The sequence below is a fragment of the Mongoliimonas terrestris genome (assembly GCF_001927285.1).
Classification (GTDB): Bacteria; Pseudomonadota; Alphaproteobacteria; order Rhizobiales; family Pleomorphomonadaceae; genus Chthonobacter; species Chthonobacter terrestris.
Map to the genome: position 1 here is coordinate 188086 of NZ_MSIG01000005.1, position 18471 is coordinate 206556.

General features: G+C 68.0%; 17 protein-coding genes. 11 read left to right on the top strand and 6 right to left on the bottom strand.

The genetic code is table 11. The annotated features are described in order from the left end of the window. The first annotated feature begins 220 nt into the window (after positions 1-220). Positions 221-2878: an alanine--tRNA ligase gene (gene alaS / locus BUQ68_RS09175; protein WP_075215661.1), complete on the top strand. Its 2658-nt coding sequence runs from the start codon at positions 221-223 to the stop codon at positions 2876-2878. A gap of 293 nt (positions 2879-3171) precedes the next feature. Further along, complete coding sequence (locus BUQ68_RS09180; protein ID WP_075215662.1) at positions 3172-4389, top strand: cyclic nucleotide-gated ion channel; 1218 nt, start codon at positions 3172-3174, stop codon at positions 4387-4389. 132 nt (positions 4390-4521) lie between these two features. Here the strand turns inward: BUQ68_RS09180 and BUQ68_RS09185 are convergent, their stop codons facing one another. Continuing rightward, positions 4522-5733, bottom strand: a complete 1212-nt coding sequence (locus BUQ68_RS09185) for an NADP-dependent isocitrate dehydrogenase (RefSeq protein WP_075215663.1) — start codon at positions 5731-5733, stop codon at positions 4522-4524. A gap of 308 nt (positions 5734-6041) precedes the next feature. On the opposite strand from BUQ68_RS09185, the gene BUQ68_RS09190 reads away from it, so the two are divergent. From BUQ68_RS09190 to BUQ68_RS09205, 4 genes are all read left to right on the top strand, one after another. After that, positions 6042-6428 carry a hypothetical protein gene (locus BUQ68_RS09190; protein ID WP_139315184.1) on the top strand — a complete coding sequence of 129 codons (387 nt, stop codon included), beginning with the start codon at positions 6042-6044 and terminating at the stop codon, positions 6426-6428. Positions 6429-6721: 293 nt separating this feature from the next. Then, complete coding sequence (locus BUQ68_RS09195; RefSeq protein WP_175577772.1) at positions 6722-7951, top strand: O-antigen ligase family protein; 1230 nt, start codon at positions 6722-6724, stop codon at positions 7949-7951. 173 nt (positions 7952-8124) lie between these two features. Further along, positions 8125-8733 carry a transglutaminase-like cysteine peptidase gene (locus BUQ68_RS09200; RefSeq protein ID WP_075215828.1) on the top strand — a complete coding sequence of 203 codons (609 nt, stop codon included), beginning with the start codon at positions 8125-8127 and terminating at the stop codon, positions 8731-8733. 89 nt (positions 8734-8822) lie between these two features. Next, the gene (locus BUQ68_RS09205) at positions 8823-9539 is read left to right on the top strand and encodes a hypothetical protein (protein WP_075215666.1); all 717 of its coding nucleotides are present in this window, start codon (positions 8823-8825) and stop codon (positions 9537-9539) included. A gap of 79 nt (positions 9540-9618) precedes the next feature. Here the strand turns inward: BUQ68_RS09205 and BUQ68_RS09210 are convergent, their stop codons facing one another. Then, on the bottom strand, positions 9619-10257 hold the full coding sequence (locus BUQ68_RS09210) for a TetR family transcriptional regulator (protein ID WP_083656429.1): 639 nt from the start codon (positions 10255-10257) through the stop codon (positions 9619-9621). A 358-nt stretch (positions 10258-10615) separates the two neighbouring features. Here BUQ68_RS09210 and BUQ68_RS09215 point away from each other — a divergent pair, with 358 nt between their 5' ends. From BUQ68_RS09215 to rpsD, 3 genes are all read left to right on the top strand, one after another. Next, positions 10616-11455, top strand: coding sequence for an RNA methyltransferase (locus tag BUQ68_RS09215; RefSeq protein WP_075215668.1), 840 nt, complete (start codon positions 10616-10618; stop codon positions 11453-11455). 10 nt (positions 11456-11465) lie between these two features. After that, a complete protein-coding gene (murI, locus tag BUQ68_RS09220) occupies positions 11466-12239 on the top strand; it encodes a glutamate racemase (protein ID WP_075215669.1) in 774 nt (257 codons plus the stop codon). Between the two features lie 257 nt (positions 12240-12496). Continuing rightward, on the top strand, positions 12497-13114 hold the full coding sequence (gene rpsD, locus BUQ68_RS09225; RefSeq protein ID WP_075215670.1) for a 30S ribosomal protein S4: 618 nt from the start codon (positions 12497-12499) through the stop codon (positions 13112-13114). Between the two features lie 406 nt (positions 13115-13520). On the opposite strand, the gene BUQ68_RS09230 is transcribed toward rpsD, so the two are convergent. Next, positions 13521-13739 carry a DUF3072 domain-containing protein gene (locus tag BUQ68_RS09230; RefSeq protein ID WP_095407314.1) on the bottom strand — a complete coding sequence of 73 codons (219 nt, stop codon included), beginning with the start codon at positions 13737-13739 and terminating at the stop codon, positions 13521-13523. Between the two features lie 295 nt (positions 13740-14034). Here BUQ68_RS09230 and BUQ68_RS23660 point away from each other — a divergent pair, with 295 nt between their 5' ends. Further along, positions 14035-14244, top strand: a complete 210-nt coding sequence (locus BUQ68_RS23660) for a DUF2188 domain-containing protein (RefSeq protein ID WP_075215672.1) — start codon at positions 14035-14037, stop codon at positions 14242-14244. Positions 14245-14751: 507 nt separating this feature from the next. On the opposite strand, the gene grxD is transcribed toward BUQ68_RS23660, so the two are convergent. The 3 genes from grxD to purL all read right to left on the bottom strand — a co-directional run bounded on the left by grxD (position 14752) and on the right by purL (position 17709). Beyond that, on the bottom strand, positions 14752-15090 hold the full coding sequence (gene grxD / locus BUQ68_RS09240; protein ID WP_075215673.1) for a Grx4 family monothiol glutaredoxin: 339 nt from the start codon (positions 15088-15090) through the stop codon (positions 14752-14754). A 113-nt stretch (positions 15091-15203) separates the two neighbouring features. Continuing rightward, a complete protein-coding gene (locus BUQ68_RS09245; RefSeq protein WP_075215674.1) occupies positions 15204-15437 on the bottom strand; it encodes a BolA family protein in 234 nt (77 codons plus the stop codon). Positions 15438-15501: 64 nt separating this feature from the next. Next, the gene (purL, locus tag BUQ68_RS09250; RefSeq protein WP_075215675.1) at positions 15502-17709 is read right to left on the bottom strand and encodes a phosphoribosylformylglycinamidine synthase subunit PurL; all 2208 of its coding nucleotides are present in this window, start codon (positions 17707-17709) and stop codon (positions 15502-15504) included. Between the two features lie 163 nt (positions 17710-17872). Here purL and BUQ68_RS09255 point away from each other — a divergent pair, with 163 nt between their 5' ends. Next, on the top strand, positions 17873-18466 hold the full coding sequence (locus BUQ68_RS09255; protein ID WP_075215676.1) for a Uma2 family endonuclease: 594 nt from the start codon (positions 17873-17875) through the stop codon (positions 18464-18466). Positions 18467-18471: the final 5 nt, after the last annotated feature.

Below are 18471 nucleotides of genomic sequence, written 5' to 3' on the forward strand. Positions count from 1 at the left end.
GGGCCGGCACGACGGCTAAAACCCGAAGAAATACCGCCGTGGGGTCCAGCGCCTCGCGGCGGTTCCCGTTCGCGGCGAGCCTGTTCGTCCGGCCGGCACGGATCCGTCGAAGGTCCGTCCGGGTGGGCCCAGGGCAATGCGGCGGGCCGAAACCGTGCGCGGGGAGGCGCCCCTTCTTCAGGGCGTCCCAGCCGCCGAGCCTCAAGGTGAAATCAGCGTCATGAGCGGCGTCAACGAGATCCGGTCGACCTTCCTCGACTTCTTCGCCAAGAACGGCCACGAGCCGGTGGCGTCCAGCCCGCTCGTGCCGCGCAACGATCCCACGCTGATGTTCACCAACGCCGGCATGGTGCAGTTCAAGAACGTCTTCACCGGCCTGGAGAAGCGCCCCTACGTGCGCGCCGCCACGTCGCAGAAGTGCGTCCGCGCCGGCGGCAAGCACAACGACCTCGACAATGTCGGCTACACCGCCCGGCACCACACCTTCTTCGAGATGCTGGGCAATTTCTCGTTCGGCGACTATTTCAAGGACCGGGCGATCGAGCTTGCCTGGACCCTGGTCACCCGCGAGTTCGGCCTCCCGAAGGACAAGCTCCTCGTCACCGTCTACTCCGAGGACGAGGAGGCCGCCGCGCTCTGGAAGAAGATCGCGGGTCTTGGCGACGACCGCATCATCCGCATCGCCACCTCCGACAACTTCTGGGCCATGGGCGACACCGGCCCCTGCGGCCCCTGTTCGGAGATCTTCTTCGACCACGGCGAGGGCATTCCGGGCGGACCGCCCGGCTCGCCGGACGAGGACGGCGACCGGTTCATCGAGATCTGGAACCTCGTGTTCATGCAATACGAGCAGGTCTCCAAGGCCGAACGGATCAACCTGCCGCGCCCGTCCATCGACACCGGCATGGGGCTGGAGCGCATCGCCGCGGTGCTGCAGGGCGTTCACAACAACTATGAGATCGACCTATTCCGGGCGCTGATCCGCGCCTCCGTGGAAGCGACCGGCGTGCCGGCGGAGGGTGCCCAGACCGCCAGCCACCGCATCATCGCCGACCACCTGCGCGCCTCGTCCTTCCTGATCGCCGACGGCGTGCTGCCGTCGAACGAGGGGCGCGGCTATGTGCTTCGCCGCATCATGCGCCGGGCCATGCGCCACGCCCACATCCTCGGCGCCGCCGATCCGCTGCTGCACCGGCTGGTGCCTGCCCTCGTGCGCGAAATGGGCCAGGCTTATCCGGAGCTCGTGCGCGCCGAATCGCTCATTACCGAAACCCTGCGTCTGGAGGAGACACGCTTCCGCCGCACCCTGGCGCGCGGCCTCGGTCTTCTCGACGAGGCGACGCAGGACCTGTCGGCCGGCGGGCGGCTCGACGGCGAAACCGCCTTCCGCCTCTACGACACCTACGGCTTCCCCCTCGACCTGACGCAGGACGCCCTGAAAGCCCGCGGCATCGCCGTCGACACCGATGGTTTCGCGGTCGCCATGGAGCGCCAGAAGGCCGAGGCCCGCGCCAACTGGTCCGGCTCCGGCGAGGCGGCGACCGAGACCGTGTGGTTCGCCCTTCGCGAGAAGCTCGGCGCCACGGAATTCCTCGGCTACGAAACCGAGACCGCCGAGGCCGTCGTCACCGCCCTCGTCCAGGACGGCCGGCAGGTCGAGACCCTGGAGACGGGCGCGTCCGGCGCCGTCGTCCTCAATCAGACGCCCTTCTACGGCGAGTCCGGCGGTCAGGTCGGCGACACCGGCATCATGACCGGCGCCGGCGTTCGCCTCCGTGTCACCGACACCCAGAAGAAGGCGGACGGTGTCTTCATCCACATCGTCACGGTGGAAGAAGGCCCCGTGCGCCTCGGCGACGCGGTGGAGCTTTCCGTCGACCACGACCGCCGCGGCCGCATCCGCGCCAACCATTCGGCCACCCATCTCCTCCACGAGGCGCTCCGCACCGTGCTCGGCACCCACGTGGCGCAGAAGGGCTCGCTCGTCTCGCCGGACCGGCTTCGCTTCGACATTTCCCACCCGAAGCCCATCGTGGAACCCGAACTCGACGAGGTTGAGCGGCTCGCCAACGCCATCATCCTCCAGGATGCGCCGGTCACCACCCGCCTGATGGCGGTCGACGACGCCATCGAAAGCGGCGCCATGGCGCTCTTCGGCGAGAAGTACGGCGACGAGGTCCGTGTCGTCGCCATGGGCACCGCCCTTGAGGGCGAGAAGGCCGGCCGCGCTTATTCGGTGGAGCTCTGCGGCGGCACCCATGTGGGCCGCACCGGCGAGATCGGCCTCGTGCACCTGGTCAACGAGGGCGCGGTCTCGGCCGGCGTCCGCCGCGTCGAGGCGCTCACCGGCGCCGCGGCCCGCCAGCACCTCGCTGAGCAGGAGCGGCGCCTGAAGGATGTAGCCGCCACCCTCAAGGTCTCGGTCGCCGACGTGGTGGAGCGGGTCGCCACCCTGGTGGACGACCGCCGCCGCCTGGAGCGCGAGTTGGCCGACGCCCGCAAGAAGCTCGCCATGGGCGGCGGCAAGGCCGCCGACGCGGTGCGCGAGATCGGCGGCGTCAAGTTCCTCGCCCGCGTGGCCGAGGGCATCGCCCCGAAGGACCTGAAGGGCTTGGTGGACGAGACCAAGAAGTCGCTCGTCTCCGGCGTCGTTGTCATGGTCGGCGTCGGCGAGGACGGCAAGGCCGGCGTGGTCGTGGGCGTCACCGATGACCTCACCAGCCGTATCTCCGCCGTGGACCTCGTCCGTCATGCCTCAGAGGCGCTCGGTGGCAAGGGCGGCGGCGGCCGTCCCGACATGGCCCAGGCCGGCGGCCCCGACGGCACCAAGGCCAACGAGGCGATCGCCGCCGTGGAGGCCGCCCTCTCGGCCTCCTGAGGACTGCGGTTCATGTAGCGCCCGCCGCGAACCGGCGGACGCACCGTCGCTTTCTCGTCCGGGCGCACGCGCTTTCGGCTCGTCCTCACGCCGGTCACCACCTACGCCCACGCCATTCAAACCGCCTTTGCGCGGCCCCCTAGTGCTTGATCCGCCAGCCCTTTCCGGGGCCGTCACCCAGTTGCGTGGGCGATCCGCTTCGCCCGTCGCCGCCCGCATCGGGGTTGGCCCCGATGGCGCCCCGCTCCGTTCGATGACAATTCTGCGATTGATGCGAACCGGGGCGGGGCACCATGTGGCAGCGGCGGCTCTTCGAGGTGCTTGAGATCGGCGGCGTCAGCGACCGAACCGCGCGCCTTGTGGAATGGACGATCATCCTCATGGTCGTCGTCAACGTCACCGCCGCCGTGCTGGCCACCGTTCCGTCCCTGGCGGCGTCGCACGGCACCCTCTTCGTCGGTATCGAGGCCGGCACGGTCTTCTTCTTCGCCTTGGAGTACGGCCTCCGCCTCTGGGTGGCTCCGCTCCAGCCGGCTCTCGTGCGCCAGCCGCCATGGCGCGCCCGCCTCGCCTTTCTGCGCCAGCCGCTCGCGGTGGTGGACCTCCTCGCCATCCTGCCGCCGGTGATCGGCGTCCTGTTCGGCCTGGAGGATGCCGGAATCGCCGTCGCCTTCCGGCTCCTCCGCTTCCTGAAGCTCGCGCGCTACTCTCCCGGCATCCGCTCGCTGGCGGCGGCGATCGCCTCGGAGCGGCGAGCCATCCTGGCCTCCGGGGTCATCATGATGGGGCTGATCGTCGCCGTCGCCAGTCTCATGCACGCGCTCGAGGGCGATCTCCAGCCGACTGTCTTCGGCTCGATCCCGGCCGCCATGTATTGGGCGGTCACCACCCTGACGACGGTCGGCTACGGCGACGCCGTTCCCATATCGCCGGCCGGCAAGGTGCTTGCCGGCATCACCATGGTCCTGGGTTTCACCATGTTCGCCCTGCCGGTCGGCGTCATCGCCACCGCGTTCGCCCGCGAGATCCGCCAGCGCGAGTTCATCGTGACCTGGTCCATGATCTCCCGCGTGCCGCTCTTCTCCGAGCTCGACGCCGCCGAGGTGGCCGACGTGCTCCGGCTCCTGCGCGCCCAGAGCGTGGGCGCCGGCACGGTCATCACCTATGCGGGCGAGCCGGCGACCTCCATGTATTTCATCGTCGCCGGACAGGTGGAGATCCAGCTTCCAGGCAAGGCCGTGGTCATGGGGGAGGGGAAGTTCTTCGGCGAGATCGCGGTGCTGAGCCGTGCACGGCGCTCCGCCGACGTGGTCGCCCTGGCGCCGACCCGCCTCCTGGTGCTCGACGCCGACGACTTCCACCATCTCATGCACCGACGCCCGAAGATCGCCCGCCACGTCCGCGCCGTCGCCCGCGAACGCCTCCAGGGCGAGGCCGTGACCCCGAAGGGTGACATTTCCGCCGCCGAGATCGCCGGCTCGCCCGACCCGGACACCGATCCCCCCGCCTGACGGCTCTTCCGCCCGGCACGGAAACACGAACGGCGGGCCTTTCAGCCCGCCGCTCAGTGTCATTTCCTGTTCCGAAGCCCGAAGCCCGAAGCCCGAAGCCCGAAGCTAGACGCCCGACGCCCCGTCGCCCGCTCAGGCCATCGCCTTCTGCAGGTTCTCGTCGATCTTGTCGAGGAAGCCGGTGGTGGAGAGCCAGCCCTGCTCGGCGCCGACCAGCAGCGCCAGGTCCTTGGTCATGAAGCCGGCTTCGACCGTGTCGATGCAGACCTTCTCCAGCGTGGAAGCGAAGCGCGCCAACTCCGCGTTGTCGTCGAGCTTGGCCCGGTGGGCGAGGCCGCGGGTCCAGGCGAAGATAGAGGCGATGGAGTTGGTGGAGGTCTCCTTGCCCTGCTGGTGCGTGCGGTAGTGGCGCGTCACGGTGCCGTGGGCGGCTTCCGCCTCCACGGTCTTGCCGTCCGGCGTCATCAGCACGGAGGTCATCAGGCCGAGCGAGCCGAAACCCTGCGCCACCGTGTCGGACTGCACGTCGCCGTCGTAGTTCTTGCACGCCCACACATAGCCGCCGGACCACTTCAGCGCCGAGGCCACCATGTCGTCGATCAGGCGGTGCTCGTAGGTGATCTTCGCTTCGGCGAACTTGTCCTTGAACTCCGCATCGAACACCTCCTGGAACAGGTCCTTGAAGCGGCCGTCATAGGCCTTCAGGATGGTGTTCTTCGTCGACAGATAGACCGGATAGCCGCGGTTGAGGCCGTAGTTCATCGAGGCGCGGGCGAACTCGCGGATTGAATCGTCGAGGTTGTACATGGCCTGGGCGACGCCGCCGGCCGGGAAATCGAACACCTCGTGCTCGATCGTCTTGCCGTCGGTGCCGACGAACTTGATGGTCAGCTTGCCCGGGCCCGGCACCACGAAGTCGGTGGCCTTGTACTGGTCGCCGAAGGCGTGGCGGCCGATGATGATCGGCTTGGTCCAGCCCGGCACCAGCCGCGGCACGTTCTTGCAGATGATGGGCTCGCGGAAGATCACGCCGCCGAGGATGTTGCGGATCGTGCCGTTCGGCGACTTCCACATCTTCTTCAGGTTGAACTCCTTCACGCGCGCCTCGTCCGGCGTGATGGTGGCGCACTTCACGCCCACCCCGTGCTTCTTGATCGCCTCGGCGGCGTCCACGGTCACCTTGTCGTCGGTGGCGTCCCGGTGCTCCATGCCAAGGTCGTAGTAGTGGAGGTCGATGTCCAGATAGGGATGGATCAGCTTGTCCTTGATGGCCTGCCAGATGATGCGGGTCATCTCGTCGCCATCGAGTTCGACGACCGGGTTGGCAACCTTGATCTTGGACATGGGCGAGGGACCTCTCGTCTTGCGGATTTTCTGGCCGGGATGCTCGCGCGGGCCCGGCGGGCGCGGGGGATGAGGCGATCGGCGAGGGACCGGCGCCCGGGGGGTTGCATAGCACCGCAGGCGGCGGGCCGCAAAGGTCACCGTTCGGATGATGGGATTTGCCGATCGGCTGGTCGGCGCTGCCGCTGATGGCCGTCCGGAGCGCGCCGCGGTAAACCAAGACCGGCGTTGAGTGGTGAATCTAACCTTGCTAAACTTGACACTCATGAAGGCGAGCCTTAGTGTGCAGCGAGTGCATTGAACAAGGAATGATTGCCATGACCAACACATTCGCTCGCGCATTCGGCGCTTCCGCCCTGGCTCTCTCCATGGCCGTCGGCGGCTTCTCCGGTGCGGTCGTCCTCACCGGTGCCGCCTACGCCCAGGTCGCTTTCGTGCCCTTCGTGATTCTGATCAACGGCGTGCCGGTGACGGTGACCTCGCTTGCTCAGCTGTCGACGATCGTCGCCAGCAACCCGGCGCTGGCGGCCACCATCGCGTCCGCCGCTCGTGTGGCCAACCCGGCCCTGACCGTCGAAATCGCGTCGGCGATCACCAGCGTCCCGGGCGTGGACGTGGCGGCCGTGCAGGGCGCCCTGGGCCCGTCGCCGACCGACACCGCCGGCCTGCCGACCGGCGCTACCCCGGTTTATTGATACCTCTCGCCTGACGGTCGATCCGGCCGGGACCACAACACGGCCCGGGGCTTGCGTGGCCCCGGACCCTCCTGTCGATGGCGCGCTGAATGGCTTCCCGAAGCAGTCTCCAAGCCGCGCCGTCCGGGTCGAGCCGCGGGCCTCGTTCATCCGGTCGCCTTCCTGGCTCGTCGACCTCGAAGGTCAACCGCCGCTTCGCCATCCTGGTGGCGCTGCTGGTTGCCGTGGCGCCGATCCCGTTCGGATCGACGTCCCCGCTTTTCAGCCTCCTGCTTGCTGGTGGCGTTGGGGCTTTGGCCCTGGCCTATGTCCTTGCGATCCGGTTCGATGCCGCGAACGTTCGTGTTCCGCCGTCCCGCGCTCCCCTCGCCACCGCCTTCATGCTCGCCACGCTCGTCATGCTCGGCGTGCAACTGCTGCCACTTCCCTTCGCGGTGGATGAGAACATCCGGCTGGCGGCTGAAGCGCTCGGCACGCCGGTCACCGCCCGCATTTCCGTCGATCCGGCAGCCACCTTGCTCCAGGCCGTCCGATACGGCGCCTATGTGCTCTTCACCTTCCTCTGCCTGCAGGTCGCCGCGCGGCTCGGGCGTGCCCGCATCTTCCTGGAAACCCTGTTCTGGATCGCCGTGGCGCACGGCCTCTGGGCCCTCGCCTCGCTCTACGCCCTCGACGACAGCTTCCTCGGGGTCCCGAAGTGGTTCGTCCAGGGCTTTGCCACCGGCACCTTCTTCTCCCGCAACACCCTCGCCACCTTCATGACCCTTGGCGCCGTGGCCGGCAGCGGCCTTCTGGCCCTGGCGATCACCGACCGGACCGGCGAACGGCTGCGGTTCGACGTGGCTCCTGTCATCCTGCTTTACCTTTGCGGCATCGGCATCCTGGCGGCGGCGACCTTTGCATCCGTGTCGCGGATGGGCATCGTCCTCGTCATCCTCGGCCCGTCGATCGTGCTCGCCGCGCTCATCGCCCGCAGCCTGCACGGGCTCGCCAGCCGGCTGGTCGCGCTGGCAGCCTTCGGCGGGATCGTCACGACCATCACGCTCGTCTATGCGGATCGGCTGATCCTTCGGGTCGGCAGCGTCGACCGGGACGGGGAGGTCCGTTGGGCGGCGGTGTTGCAGACCTACGAACTCGCCCTCCAGCGGCCCTTCGTCGGCTGGGGCGGCGGCACATTTCCCACGGCCTTTCCGCTGGTCCGCGAGCCTGCGGTCGGGGTCAACACCAACTGGACCTATGCCCACAATCTCTATGTGGAACTCTGGTCCGACCTCGGCTTCATCGTCGGCAGCTTTCCGATCCTGGCGGTGCTCGCGCTCACGGCGCGGTGCTGCGTGGGCGCCGTCCGCAACCGCACCCGCTGGCCCTACGCGGTGACGGCGCTTGCCGCCGTCCTGGTGGCGGGCGTTCATTCCGCGGTCGATTTCAGCCTGCAGGTCCCGTCCGTCGTGCTCTTCTTCCTCGCCCTCCTGGCGATCGGCACGGCCCAGTCCGACCGCCCCGTCGTCGGCGGGTCCCCCTGATCGTGGCCGCCGTGCCGCGGCTGCAGCCCGCGACCGCAGACCGGCCTTCGCCGCTCCGTCCAATTCGACACAAATCGTCACGGGCCCGGCAAGCTTCGCTTATCCCCTTCTTTTAATTGATAATTCTGACATGGGTGATTTCATGGGTGCACCGAACGGAAAAGGTGCTCTTCATGCGAATTCTCCGCGCCGCCCTGGCCCTGTCCGCCTTCCTGGCCCTCGCGCCTTCGGCACACGCCCTCATGCCCACTCTGCCGAAAAACCTTCCGACCCTGCCGAAGGCCGGCAAGATCGCGCTCGGCGCCGAGACCTCCCCGCCGCTCGGCTTCGTCTTCTATTGCGCCCGGGATCGGAGCGCCTGCGCGCCCCGCAAGGCGAAGTCGGTGTCGGTCACCAAGGATGGCCGGGTGGAGATGGAGGCGGCGGTCGCCGAGGCGATCGTGACCGTGAACCTTGCCGTGAACCGCCAGATCCGCCCGGTCTCCGAAGCGGCCGGCAGCCCGGACAACTGGCAGGCCAACGTCTCCGCCGGCGACTGCGAGGACTACGCCCTCACCAAGCAGCAGCGGCTCCTGAAGGCCGGCTGGCCGTCCTCGGCGCTGCTCATCGCCAAGGTGCGCATGCGCGACGGCCTCTACCACGCCATTCTGATCGCCCGCACCTCCGCCGGCGACTATGTGCTCGACAACATGACCGACGAGATCCGGTCGTGGAACGCGGTGCCCTACCGCTACATCGGCGTGCAGTCTCCCGCCAACCCGAGCGTCTGGCGCACAGTCTGAAGGAAGAGATCGGGCATCGCGAAAATTCGCATTGCGATTGACCGCAGTGTTGGCTAACCAACGGCGCACAACAAGAAGCGGGCCTTCTCATGCGCATCGGATTGGATCAGATTGTCCTCGGCCTGTTCGGGCTCGCCGCCGTGGGGCTTGTGACGACCGCAACCCTGATCGTGCCGGCGGAACTGGCGCCGTTCGTGGACCAGTTCGCGGACGACGCCGAGGTCTATCCGGTCTTTGCCGAAAAGGCCGGCGTGCGCCAGCCGTTCGTGAGCCTTGCCGCCCTCAAGATGGACCTCGACCGGTGCGTGAAGCTCGATCCCGCCAGCCTTGTCGACAGGGAGGGCAGGGGGCTGGGTCAGGCGGCCGTGCTGGACGTCTGTCAGCAGATGGCCGAGGCCGCGGTGGCCGCGTCGCCGCACTTCGCCTACGGCTGGTACATCGCCGCCGGCACGGCCCTACGAACCGGCGAAGAGGCGCGCGCGCATGACGCCTATATGCGCTCCGTCGCGACGAACCCGGCGGAGGCCTGGCTCGCCCGGCTGCGCTTCCAGGTGTTCGACCGGCCCGGCACGCCGCTGCCCGCCCCTGTGACAGCCGCCGCCGACCGGGATGTCGCCGTGCTTCTCACCGAACACTCCACCGTGGAGATGGTCGCCCGCCGCTATCTGGAGGATCCCGGCTTCAGAGGCCGCTTGTCGGTGATCGCCGAGTCGCTGCCACCGCAAAAGCAAGCCGATTTCGTCCACCGGGTCCGGGCCCTGATGGCGAAGGGCGCAGGACAGCCCGTGTTGCCGGGCTCCGGCTGACCGGACCGGACGCGCCGAGCCCTCAGGGTGAAACCGCCAGGGCCAGGCGACGAAAGCCGGTGCGCTCGGCGTCCAACCGTCAGGCGACCGGCCGCTCGCGGAACAGTGCCTTGGCGGCGCGGATCGCATCGCGGGCGTAGGATCCGTCCCGGTGCACGAGCGATTGCACCAGCGCTCCATCCACCAGCACGGCCAGCAGCCGCGCGTCGCTCGGGTCGCGCCCTTCCGCCTTCAGGAGCGCTGCGAACCAAAGCTCCACGGACTTCTTGCCGCTCACGGCCAGCCGTCGGGCCGGGTGGTTGGGCAGGGCGCCGAGTTCGGTGGCGAAACGGATGAAGCCCAACTCCGACCATGCGCCGCTGTCGATCCAGTCGCCGATGTGGGAGAGAAGGCGCTCCATGCGGGCCTCCATGGAGAGATCCGCCTCCTCGCCGCCCGCCCAGTCCTTGATCCGCTTCAATGTCGGGTGCTGCTCCGCCGTCACGCAGGCGGCCGCAAGGTCGTCCTTCTTGCCGAAATGGTAGAGCAGGCCGCGCTTGGTGATCCCCGCCGACCGGGCCACATCCTCCAGGCTGACCTGCGATAGCCCCCGTTCCTCGAACAAACGTCCTGCTTCAGCGACGATGCGTTCCCGTGTCGATGTTCCGTCCCGCGGCATTGCCCAAAGCCCCCACTCCGGAAAAAATACAGCATTAGCTATCAACGAAGGAAAAGACATAGAGCATTGTTCAGGAAGAGCGGTCACCAAAACAGGTGACGGCCTCGATTTCACGCGCGGATTGCGTCCAATTGACCTAAAGTAACACAAATGGAGCAAGCGTCGTCAGCTTTGTCAGGTCCTGTCGGCAACTTGGACGCGGCGGTCCGGCACCCCGCGCCATGCCCGGACCTCTGGCGGAGACACGGGGCATCCGCCCGCCGATCCTGGACGCCCGGGCCCTACCGAACCGGCGGTCGGCGGCTCCAAGGGCCAGCCAACCCGCCTGTGCGCGTGGGGCAGGGGGTCTGGACTTCCGTCCCTTGCCCGCCTAACACCGTCCGATCGTTCCCCTCAGCAGACCCACACGAGCCGTTCCGTGCCCGATCCTTCCACCGTCTCTCCTGTCGTGGTGCTTGTCGAACCCCAGATGGGTGAAAACATCGGCGCCGCGGCCCGGGCGATGGCGAACTTCGGCCTTTCCGACCTGCGGCTGGTCCGCCCGCGCGACGGCTGGCCGAACGAGAAGGCCGTCGCGGCGGCGAGCCGGGCCGATCACGTCATCGCGGCCGCTACCGTGTTCGAGACCGTGGAAGAGGCCGTGGCCGATCTCGGCTTCGTCTACGCCACCACCGCGCGGGACCGCGATCTCACCAAGGAGGTGGTCGGTCCGGTCGAGGCCGGCCGCCGCCTGCGCGCGTTCGGCACCGACGGGGTGCGCACCGGCCTCCTGTTCGGCCGCGAGCGCTGGGGCCTCAACAACGACGAGATCGCGCTCGCCGACCACATCCTCACCCTGCCGGTGGTGCCGGAGTTCGCCTCCCTCAACATCGCCCAGGCGGTGCTGGTGATCGCCTACGAGTGGCGGAAGGCCGGTTTCGAGGCCGAGGATGGCGGCCTGCCGTTCCGCATGCCGGACCGCTCTCCGCCCGCCACCAAGGAAGAGCTCATCCACTTCTTCCACCACCTGGAGACGTCGCTGGAAGAGCGCAGCTTCTTCCGTCCGCCGGAAAAGCGCGAGACCATGATCCGCAACCTGCGGGCCATCTTCCAGCGGGTGCAGCTCACCGCCCAGGAGGTACGCACCCTTCGCGGCATCATCGCCACCCTGGAGGACCGGCCGCACCGGCCGAGCCGCCCCAAGGGCCAGCCGCGCAAGCCGAAGCCGGATCCGGCCGGCGATCCGCCGATCGCCGCACCCGAGCCGGACGGCGACTGAGGAGAGACGGATGCGGCTCGTCGTGTTCGACAGCGGGGTCGGCGGCCTCTCCGTGGTGCGCGAGATCGCCGCGAGCCTGCCGGCCGCCGACATCCTCTACCTCGCCGACACCGCCGTCTTTCCCTACGGCGACCTGGAGCCCGACGCCCTCGTCGACCGGGTGGAGTCGCTGATGGACCGCGTCCTGCCGGCCGCCGACCCGGCCGCCGTCGTGATCGCCTGCAACACCGCCTCCACCCTGGTTCTGCCGCCGCTCCGCGCCCGTTTCGCCGTGCCCTTCGTCGGCACGGTACCGGCGGTGAAGCCGGCCGCGCAGTCGAGCCGCAGCCGGCTCGTCAGCGTGCTGGCGACGCCCGGCACGGTCCGGCGCGACTATACCCGCGACCTCATCCGCGAGCACGGCCAGGACTGCCGCTTCACCCTCGTCGGGTCCGCGCATCTTGCCACGCTGGTGGAGCGCCATCTTGCCGGCGACCCGGTGGACGACGCCGCCTTCGCGGCCGAGATCGCCCCGTCCTTCGTCACCGACGGCGACGCCCGCACCGACACGGTGGTGCTCGCCTGCACCCATTTCCCCCTTGTCCTCGATCGGCTCGCCGCCGTCGCGCCCTGGCCAGTCGACTGGATCGATCCCGCGCCCGCCATCGCCCGCCGCGTCGTCACGGTGGCGGGCGGGGAGGGGGGCGGTACAGGCCGGCGGCGGATCCTCGTCACCGGCCGGGCGCCGGCTCCCGCCTTCCTCGCCGCCTTCGGCTTCCCGTCCGCCGAACCCTTCGCCGGCTGAGCGGACCGCCGGCCGCTTTCCGGCCTCAACCGGCCCCTCCGGGTTTGACATCGCGGCCGACCTCGTCTATCCACCCCACCAACGTGCGCGGGTCCCTCAAGGGCCCGCGTCTGCGTTCACGCACCCGTGGATCGGACTGCCTCGCGCTCACCCGGTCCTGTCGGCCTTTCCGTGCATCGCCTTCGGGCGGCGCTTTCGGATCGTGCAAAGGAGGGCGTGTGTCCTGAAGAACGATCCTACTAAGAACGGGATACGCGATGTCCAAGCGCCATAGCGCCAAGTACAAGATCGACCGTCGCCTCGGCGAAAATCTCTGGGGCCGCCCCAAGAGCCCGGTCAACAAGCGCGAGTACGGCCCCGGCCAGCACGGCCAGCGCCGCAAGGGCAAGCTCAGCGACTTCGGTCAGCAGCTTCGCGCCAAGCAGAAGCTGAAGGGCTACTACGCCAACATTTCCGAGAAGCAGTTCTACGGCGTCTACGAGGAGGCCTCGCGCCTGCGCGGCGACACGTCCGAGGCGCTGATCGGCCTTCTGGAGAGCCGCCTCGACGCGGTGGTTTTCCGTGCGAAGTTCGTGCCGACGCCGTTCGCGGCCCGGCAGTTCATCAACCACGGCCACATCAACGTCAACGGCAAGCGGGTGAACATCTCCAGCTACCGTGTGAAGCCGGGCGACGTGATCGAGGTCCGCCAGCGTTCCAAGGAACTGGCCATCGTCCTTGAGTCCGTGTCGCTCGCCGAGCGGGACGTGCCGGAGTACATCGAGGCGGATCATTCCAAGATGGTCGCCAAGTTCGTGCGCATCCCGACGCTCAGCGACGTGCCCTACGCCGTCCAGATGGAGCCGAACCTGGTCGTCGAGTTCTACTCGCGCTGATCAGGCCTCGACGGGCACCGCTCCCTTCGGAGCGGTTGGCTCACCGAGAGTGCCCACATGATCGAAGCCGCCCCGTCGCACGGGCGGCTTCTTTTTTGTGCAGGATTCGCGAGCCCGGGAGGGGGCGACGGCTGCCTTTCGCCCCCGCGAGAAGGCGCACCCGCCGGTCGGACCGGATCGCCCGTCCGGGCTGCCTCAATTCCAGGCATAGATCGATATATTTTCGCCCTTGAAATTACTGGAGTCGGGGCGCATATGGGGATTGTCGGCTCTGGCCGACCTCGCCCATCCGGGCGTTTCCTCCCTAGACTTCAGGCCGCGCTCGCGCGGCCTTTTTTCTTGTCTCGGGACATCCGTCGCCGAGGACGGCGCCGATAGGGGCCGCTCCGTGCATTCGGAGATCTGCCTAGCGGCCGAGCTTCTCGCGCAGGGCGTCGATTCGCCTGGAGGCCTCCGCCTTGTCCAGGTCGTCGGCAAAAGCGTCCGAATCTCCAGCCTCTTCGGACAACGTCTTCAAGTAGGATGCCTGTGCGCCGGTCATCGGATCGTGGCCAGAGACCCACGCGTCCGGGTCCTTCTCCGTGTTGGAACCGGGATGATCGTCCTGTTTCGGGTTGGTCGCCATGACGGATCCTTTGTTCATGATGTGTTCCGCAGAAGAACGCGCCCCGATCCATCAGGTTCCATTTCGGCATCCCCGCAGCGACCGCCCGGCCCCGCGCGCCAAACTGTCGCGTTAAGCCTGTTCGTGGCTGCAAATCGCGCAGGATTGCTGGGTATTTGACGCAGCCGAGGGCAGCGTCTTGCGCTGCAACAGTTCGGTGACGGCCAATGCTTGGGAAAAATCCGTTGCACCGTCTGCATCGATGTCTGACATTACGGCACTGCACTCACGGGCGCACACCGACAGGAACGCAAATATGGCAAGACACAGGTATTACGTTGTCGCCATAGACGAGCAGTGGGCTGTAAAGGGCGACGACGACGCGTGCATCCGCTGCGCCACGGAAGACGAGGCGGTCTGCACGGCCAAGAAGGTCGCGCGCCAGCACCATCGCTCCGGCGACGTCTCCGAAGTCATCGTTCCCGATCCGCACGGCTACCCGCGCACGGCGTGGAGCTGCGGCTGAGGGCAGGGGCCGCGCGTCGACCGCGCCGGCTGACCCCGACCAGATCCCATCCCCGAATCCGAAGAGGCCACCCGATCACTCGAGTGGCCTCTCTTTGTTTTTGCCGTCCACCGGCAATGGGGCGGTGGGGGGCGATGACTCCATCGCCGTGTGGACGGCTCCGTCCACCACGAGGGTGGCCGGATGGCGGAAAGGGAGCTGACCGTCGGCGCGCAATGATGCGCGCGAGATCACGTCCCTGATGTCGCGGGAAAATCCCCACCCGCACATCAAGAACCGCCTTCCCACCCTTCCGGTTCCATGCCACCGACGAATTTTCTCTTCTTCGCCCTACCGCCAGCGCGACGCCGACCGGGACGGCCCTGCCTCCCCGAAACGCGAAGCGCCGGCCGCGAGGGTGCGGCCGGCGCTTGGGCATCGATCAGGGATCGATCGGGGCGTCTTAGATAGGCTCTGCCTGTCGGCTGGCCGGTGACGGGCTGTCGGCCCGACACCTCCCGGCCGTCCTCAGACGCTGGTCTTCACCGGCACGCCGGCACCCGACATATGGCTCTGCAGTTCGCCCTGCTGGAACATCTCGCGGACGATGTCGCAGCCGCCCACGAACTCGCCCTTCACGTAGAGCTGCGGGATGGTCGGCCAGTTGGTGTAGGTCTTGATCCCGTCACGCAGCTGGTCGTTCTCCAGCACGTTGATGCCCTTGTAGGGCACGCCTAGGTGGTTGAGAATCTGCACCACCTGGCCGGAGAAGCCGCACATGGGGAAGTCCGGGGTGCCCTTCATGAAGAGCACCACGTCGTTAGACTTCACCTCGTTGTCGATGAAGGCATGGATAGGCTCGGCCATCGTTCTGTTCCTCGCATGCCGGGTTCAAGGCCCGGGTTACACTAGGGTTGGTTCAAAAAAAAGCGCCGAAGCGGCCGGGCCCGGCAGACCCCGGCGCTGCAGCCGGTCGTCGGTCACGCCGGGGCGCTGGTCTGCAGAGCCAGCGCGTGAAGCTGACCGCCCATCTTGCCCTGCAGGGCGTTGTAGACGAGCTGGTGCTGCTTCACCCGCGTCAGCCCCCGGAAGGCTTCCGAGATGACGATCGCCGAGTAGTGGTCGCCGTCCCCGGCGAGATCGCGGATCTCGACCTTGGCGTCCGGCAGCGCTTCCTTGATCATCGCCTCGATTTCACGGGCCTGCATGGCCATGTCGCTCGTCCCCTTCCTGGTCAGTCGGGGCAGAACGGCCCCTTTGGATCCCGCGCTCCGCCGGTCAGGCCGCTTCCCCGCCCATGAAGCGGGGGAACCAGCCTTCGTGCGTGTCGCGCAATGTCTCCACCGATATGGCGCCCGCCGCGCCAAGGTTCAACGCGTCGCCGCCCACCGTGCCGAGCCGCACCACCGGCACGCCCGCCGACTGGGCGTCCGCCGCCACCGCCTCGGCCTGTCCGGCCGGAACGGTGACCAGATACCGCGCCTGATCCTCGGCGAAGAGTGCCACGTGCGGGGTGATCCCGTCGAGGGAGACCTTCGCGCCGAGCGACCCTGCCATCGCCATCTCTGCAAGCGCGATGCCGAGACCGCCGTCCGAGAGATCGTGGCAGGCGCTCACCCGTCTGGCGGTGATCAGGGCGCGCACGAAGTCGCCGTTCCGCCGCTCCACCGCCAGATCCACCGGCGGCGGGGCGCCTTCCTCGCGCCCCAGCACCTCCCGCAGATAAAGCGACTGGCCGAGATGGGTGCCGTGGCCGCCGACGAGCAGGATCTCGTCGCCCGCCGCCTTGAAGGCGATCGTCGCCATCTGTCCGATATCCGACAAAAGCCCGACACCCACGATGGTCGGTGTCGGCAGAATGGCCTTGCCGTTGGTCTCGTTGTAGAGCGACACGTTGCCTGACACGACGGGGAAGTCCAGCGCCCGGCAGGCCTCGCCGAGGCCTTTGATCGCGTGGACGAACTGGCCCATGATCTCCGGCTTCTCCGGATTGCCGAAGTTCAGGTTGTCGGTCACGGCGATCGGCGTCGCTCCGACGGCGGTGATGTTGCGCCACACCTCCGCGATCGCCTGCTTGCCACCCTCGAACGGATCCGCCTCGCAGTAGCGCGGCGTCACGTCCGACGACATGGCGATGCCCTTGGTCGTGCCGTCCACGCGCACCACGCCCGCGTCGCCGCCCGGCACCGTCGCCGAGTTGCCCTGGACGAGCGTGTCATACTGCTCCCACACCCACCGGCGGGAAGCCGCGTCCGGCGAGCCGAGCACGGTGAGGAGCGCGGCCGCCAGATCGTCCGGCGCCTCCACGCTCTCCGGCGCGATCAGCACTGGCCGGGCCGGCGGAATCCACGGCCGGTCGTACTCCGGCGCCTGGTCGCCGAGGTCCTTGATCGGCAGGTCGGCCACCACTTCGCCCTGGTGCTTGATGCGGAAGCGCAGGTCGTCCGTGGTCACGCCGACCACCGCGAAATCCAGCTCCCACTTGGCGAAGATCGCCTTGGCGACGCCCTCCAGCGCCGGCTCCAGCACCATGAGCATGCGCTCCTGGCTCTCCGAGAGCATCATCTCGTAGGCGGTCATGCGCTCCTCGCGCACCGGTACCTTGTCGAGGTCGAGCTCGATACCGAGGTCGCCCTTGGCGCCCATCTCCACCGCCGAACAGGTGAGGCCGGCCGCGCCCATGTCCTGGATGGCGATGACGGCGCCAGACGCCATCAGCTCCAGGCAGGCCTCCAGCAGGCGCTTCTCGGTGAACGGGTCGCCCACCTGCACGGTCGGGCGCTTCTCCTCGATCTGGTCGTCGAACTCGGCCGACGCCATGGTGGCGCCGCCGACGCCGTCGCGGCCGGTCTTCGCCCCGAGGTAGACCACCGGCAGCCCGACGCCCTTGGCCTCGGAGAGGAAAATCTTGTCCCGGTCGGCAAGGCCGAGCGCGAAGGCGTTGACGAGGCAGTTGCCGTTGTAGCGCGGGTGGAAGTTCACCTCGCCGCCGACGGTCGGCACGCCGAACGAGTTGCCGTAGCCGCCGACACCCGCCACCACGCCGGCCACCAGGTGCCGCGTCTTCGGGTGGTCCGGCGCGCCGAAGCGCAGCGCGTTCATGGCGGCGATCGGCCGGGCACCCATGGTGAACACGTCGCGGAGAATGCCGCCGACGCCCGTCGCCGCGCCCTGATAGGGCTCGATATAGGACGGGTGGTTGTGGCTCTCCATCTTGAACACCGCCACCTGGCCGTCGCCGATGTCGATCACGCCCGCGTTCTCGCCCGGGCCGATCACCACCTTGTCGCCGGTGGTCGGCAAGGTCTTCAGCCACTTCTTGGAGGACTTGTACGAGCAGTGCTCGTTCCACATGGCCGAGAAGATGCCGAGCTCGGTGATGGTCGGCTCGCGGCCGATCAGGTCCAGGATGCGCTGGTACTCGTCCGGCTTCAGGCCGTGCGAGGCGACGAGGTCGGGCGTGATGGCGATGTCGTTCCGGAGCACGGAGAAGGCCTCGCAAGGATCGCTGCGGTTTCAAGCCGGTGGATTAGACCGGCAGCCCGGCGAGTGCAAGGAAGGAGGGCCGGAACGGTGCGGAAAAGCGCCGCCCGTGTGCTAGCATCGTGAACCGACATCGCCTTGGGGCGAAGCCACGAACAGGCCGACCATGCGCATGCGATCCGACCCGCCATGGACGCTGGCGGAATACGAGGAACTCATCCAGGAGATGCCCGAGGGCGAGCGCTGGGAACTGATCGGCGGCCGCATCTACAAGATGATGGTCGGTGGTACGCTGGGCCACGCCAGGATCGTCGGCAACATAGGGTTTGCGATCTCGCGGCAGCTCCGCGAGCGCGGCTCTCCCTGCGGCGTCTTCCAGGAGGCCGCGCGGGTCCAGGTGGACGCCGCGGAGGCCACCTTCTTCCCGGACGTGGTCGTCACCTGCGAGGACACCGACGACGCGGCTCGCGTGGTCCGCAACCCCGTCCTTCTCGTCGAGGTCCTCTCGCGCACGACCCGGGAGAAGGACGAGACGATCAAGCTCGCCGCCTATCGTGAGATCCCGTCGCTTCGCGCCTACATCATGGTGGAGCAGGGCGCGCCCATGGTCCGTGCGGTGATCCGGACCGACGACAGTCTATGGACCTGGGTGCACCTCGAGGAGGGCATGGCCGAGTCGATGCAGCTTCCAGGCATCGACGTGACCCTGTCGCTAGCGGACGTTTACGCCGGGCTTTCCCAAGTGGTTGCGGACCGATGATCCTG

What these genes read in the sequence shown, in the direction of transcription:
- alaS (WP_075215661.1), top strand. Translation starts at nt 221, where the DNA reads ATGAGCGGCGTCAACGAGATCCGGTCGACCTTCCTCGACTTCTTCGCC.
- BUQ68_RS09180 (WP_075215662.1), top strand. Translation starts at nt 3,172, where the DNA reads ATGTGGCAGCGGCGGCTCTTCGAGGTGCTTGAGATCGGCGGCGTCAGC.
- BUQ68_RS09185 (WP_075215663.1), bottom strand. Translation starts at nt 5,733, where the DNA reads ATGTCCAAGATCAAGGTTGCCAACCCGGTCGTCGAACTCGATGGCGAC.
- BUQ68_RS09190 (WP_139315184.1), top strand. Translation starts at nt 6,042, where the DNA reads ATGATTGCCATGACCAACACATTCGCTCGCGCATTCGGCGCTTCCGCC.
- BUQ68_RS09200 (WP_075215828.1), top strand. Translation starts at nt 8,125, where the DNA reads ATGCGAATTCTCCGCGCCGCCCTGGCCCTGTCCGCCTTCCTGGCCCTC.
- BUQ68_RS09205 (WP_075215666.1), top strand. Translation starts at nt 8,823, where the DNA reads ATGCGCATCGGATTGGATCAGATTGTCCTCGGCCTGTTCGGGCTCGCC.
- BUQ68_RS09210 (WP_083656429.1), bottom strand. Translation starts at nt 10,257, where the DNA reads ATGTCTTTTCCTTCGTTGATAGCTAATGCTGTATTTTTTCCGGAGTGG.
- murI (WP_075215669.1), top strand. Translation starts at nt 11,466, where the DNA reads ATGCGGCTCGTCGTGTTCGACAGCGGGGTCGGCGGCCTCTCCGTGGTG.
- rpsD (WP_075215670.1), top strand. Translation starts at nt 12,497, where the DNA reads ATGTCCAAGCGCCATAGCGCCAAGTACAAGATCGACCGTCGCCTCGGC.
- BUQ68_RS09230 (WP_095407314.1), bottom strand. Translation starts at nt 13,739, where the DNA reads ATGGCGACCAACCCGAAACAGGACGATCATCCCGGTTCCAACACGGAG.
- BUQ68_RS23660 (WP_075215672.1), top strand. Translation starts at nt 14,035, where the DNA reads ATGGCAAGACACAGGTATTACGTTGTCGCCATAGACGAGCAGTGGGCT.
- grxD (WP_075215673.1), bottom strand. Translation starts at nt 15,090, where the DNA reads ATGGCCGAGCCTATCCATGCCTTCATCGACAACGAGGTGAAGTCTAAC.
- BUQ68_RS09245 (WP_075215674.1), bottom strand. Translation starts at nt 15,437, where the DNA reads ATGGCCATGCAGGCCCGTGAAATCGAGGCGATGATCAAGGAAGCGCTG.
- BUQ68_RS09255 (WP_075215676.1), top strand. Translation starts at nt 17,873, where the DNA reads ATGCGCATGCGATCCGACCCGCCATGGACGCTGGCGGAATACGAGGAA.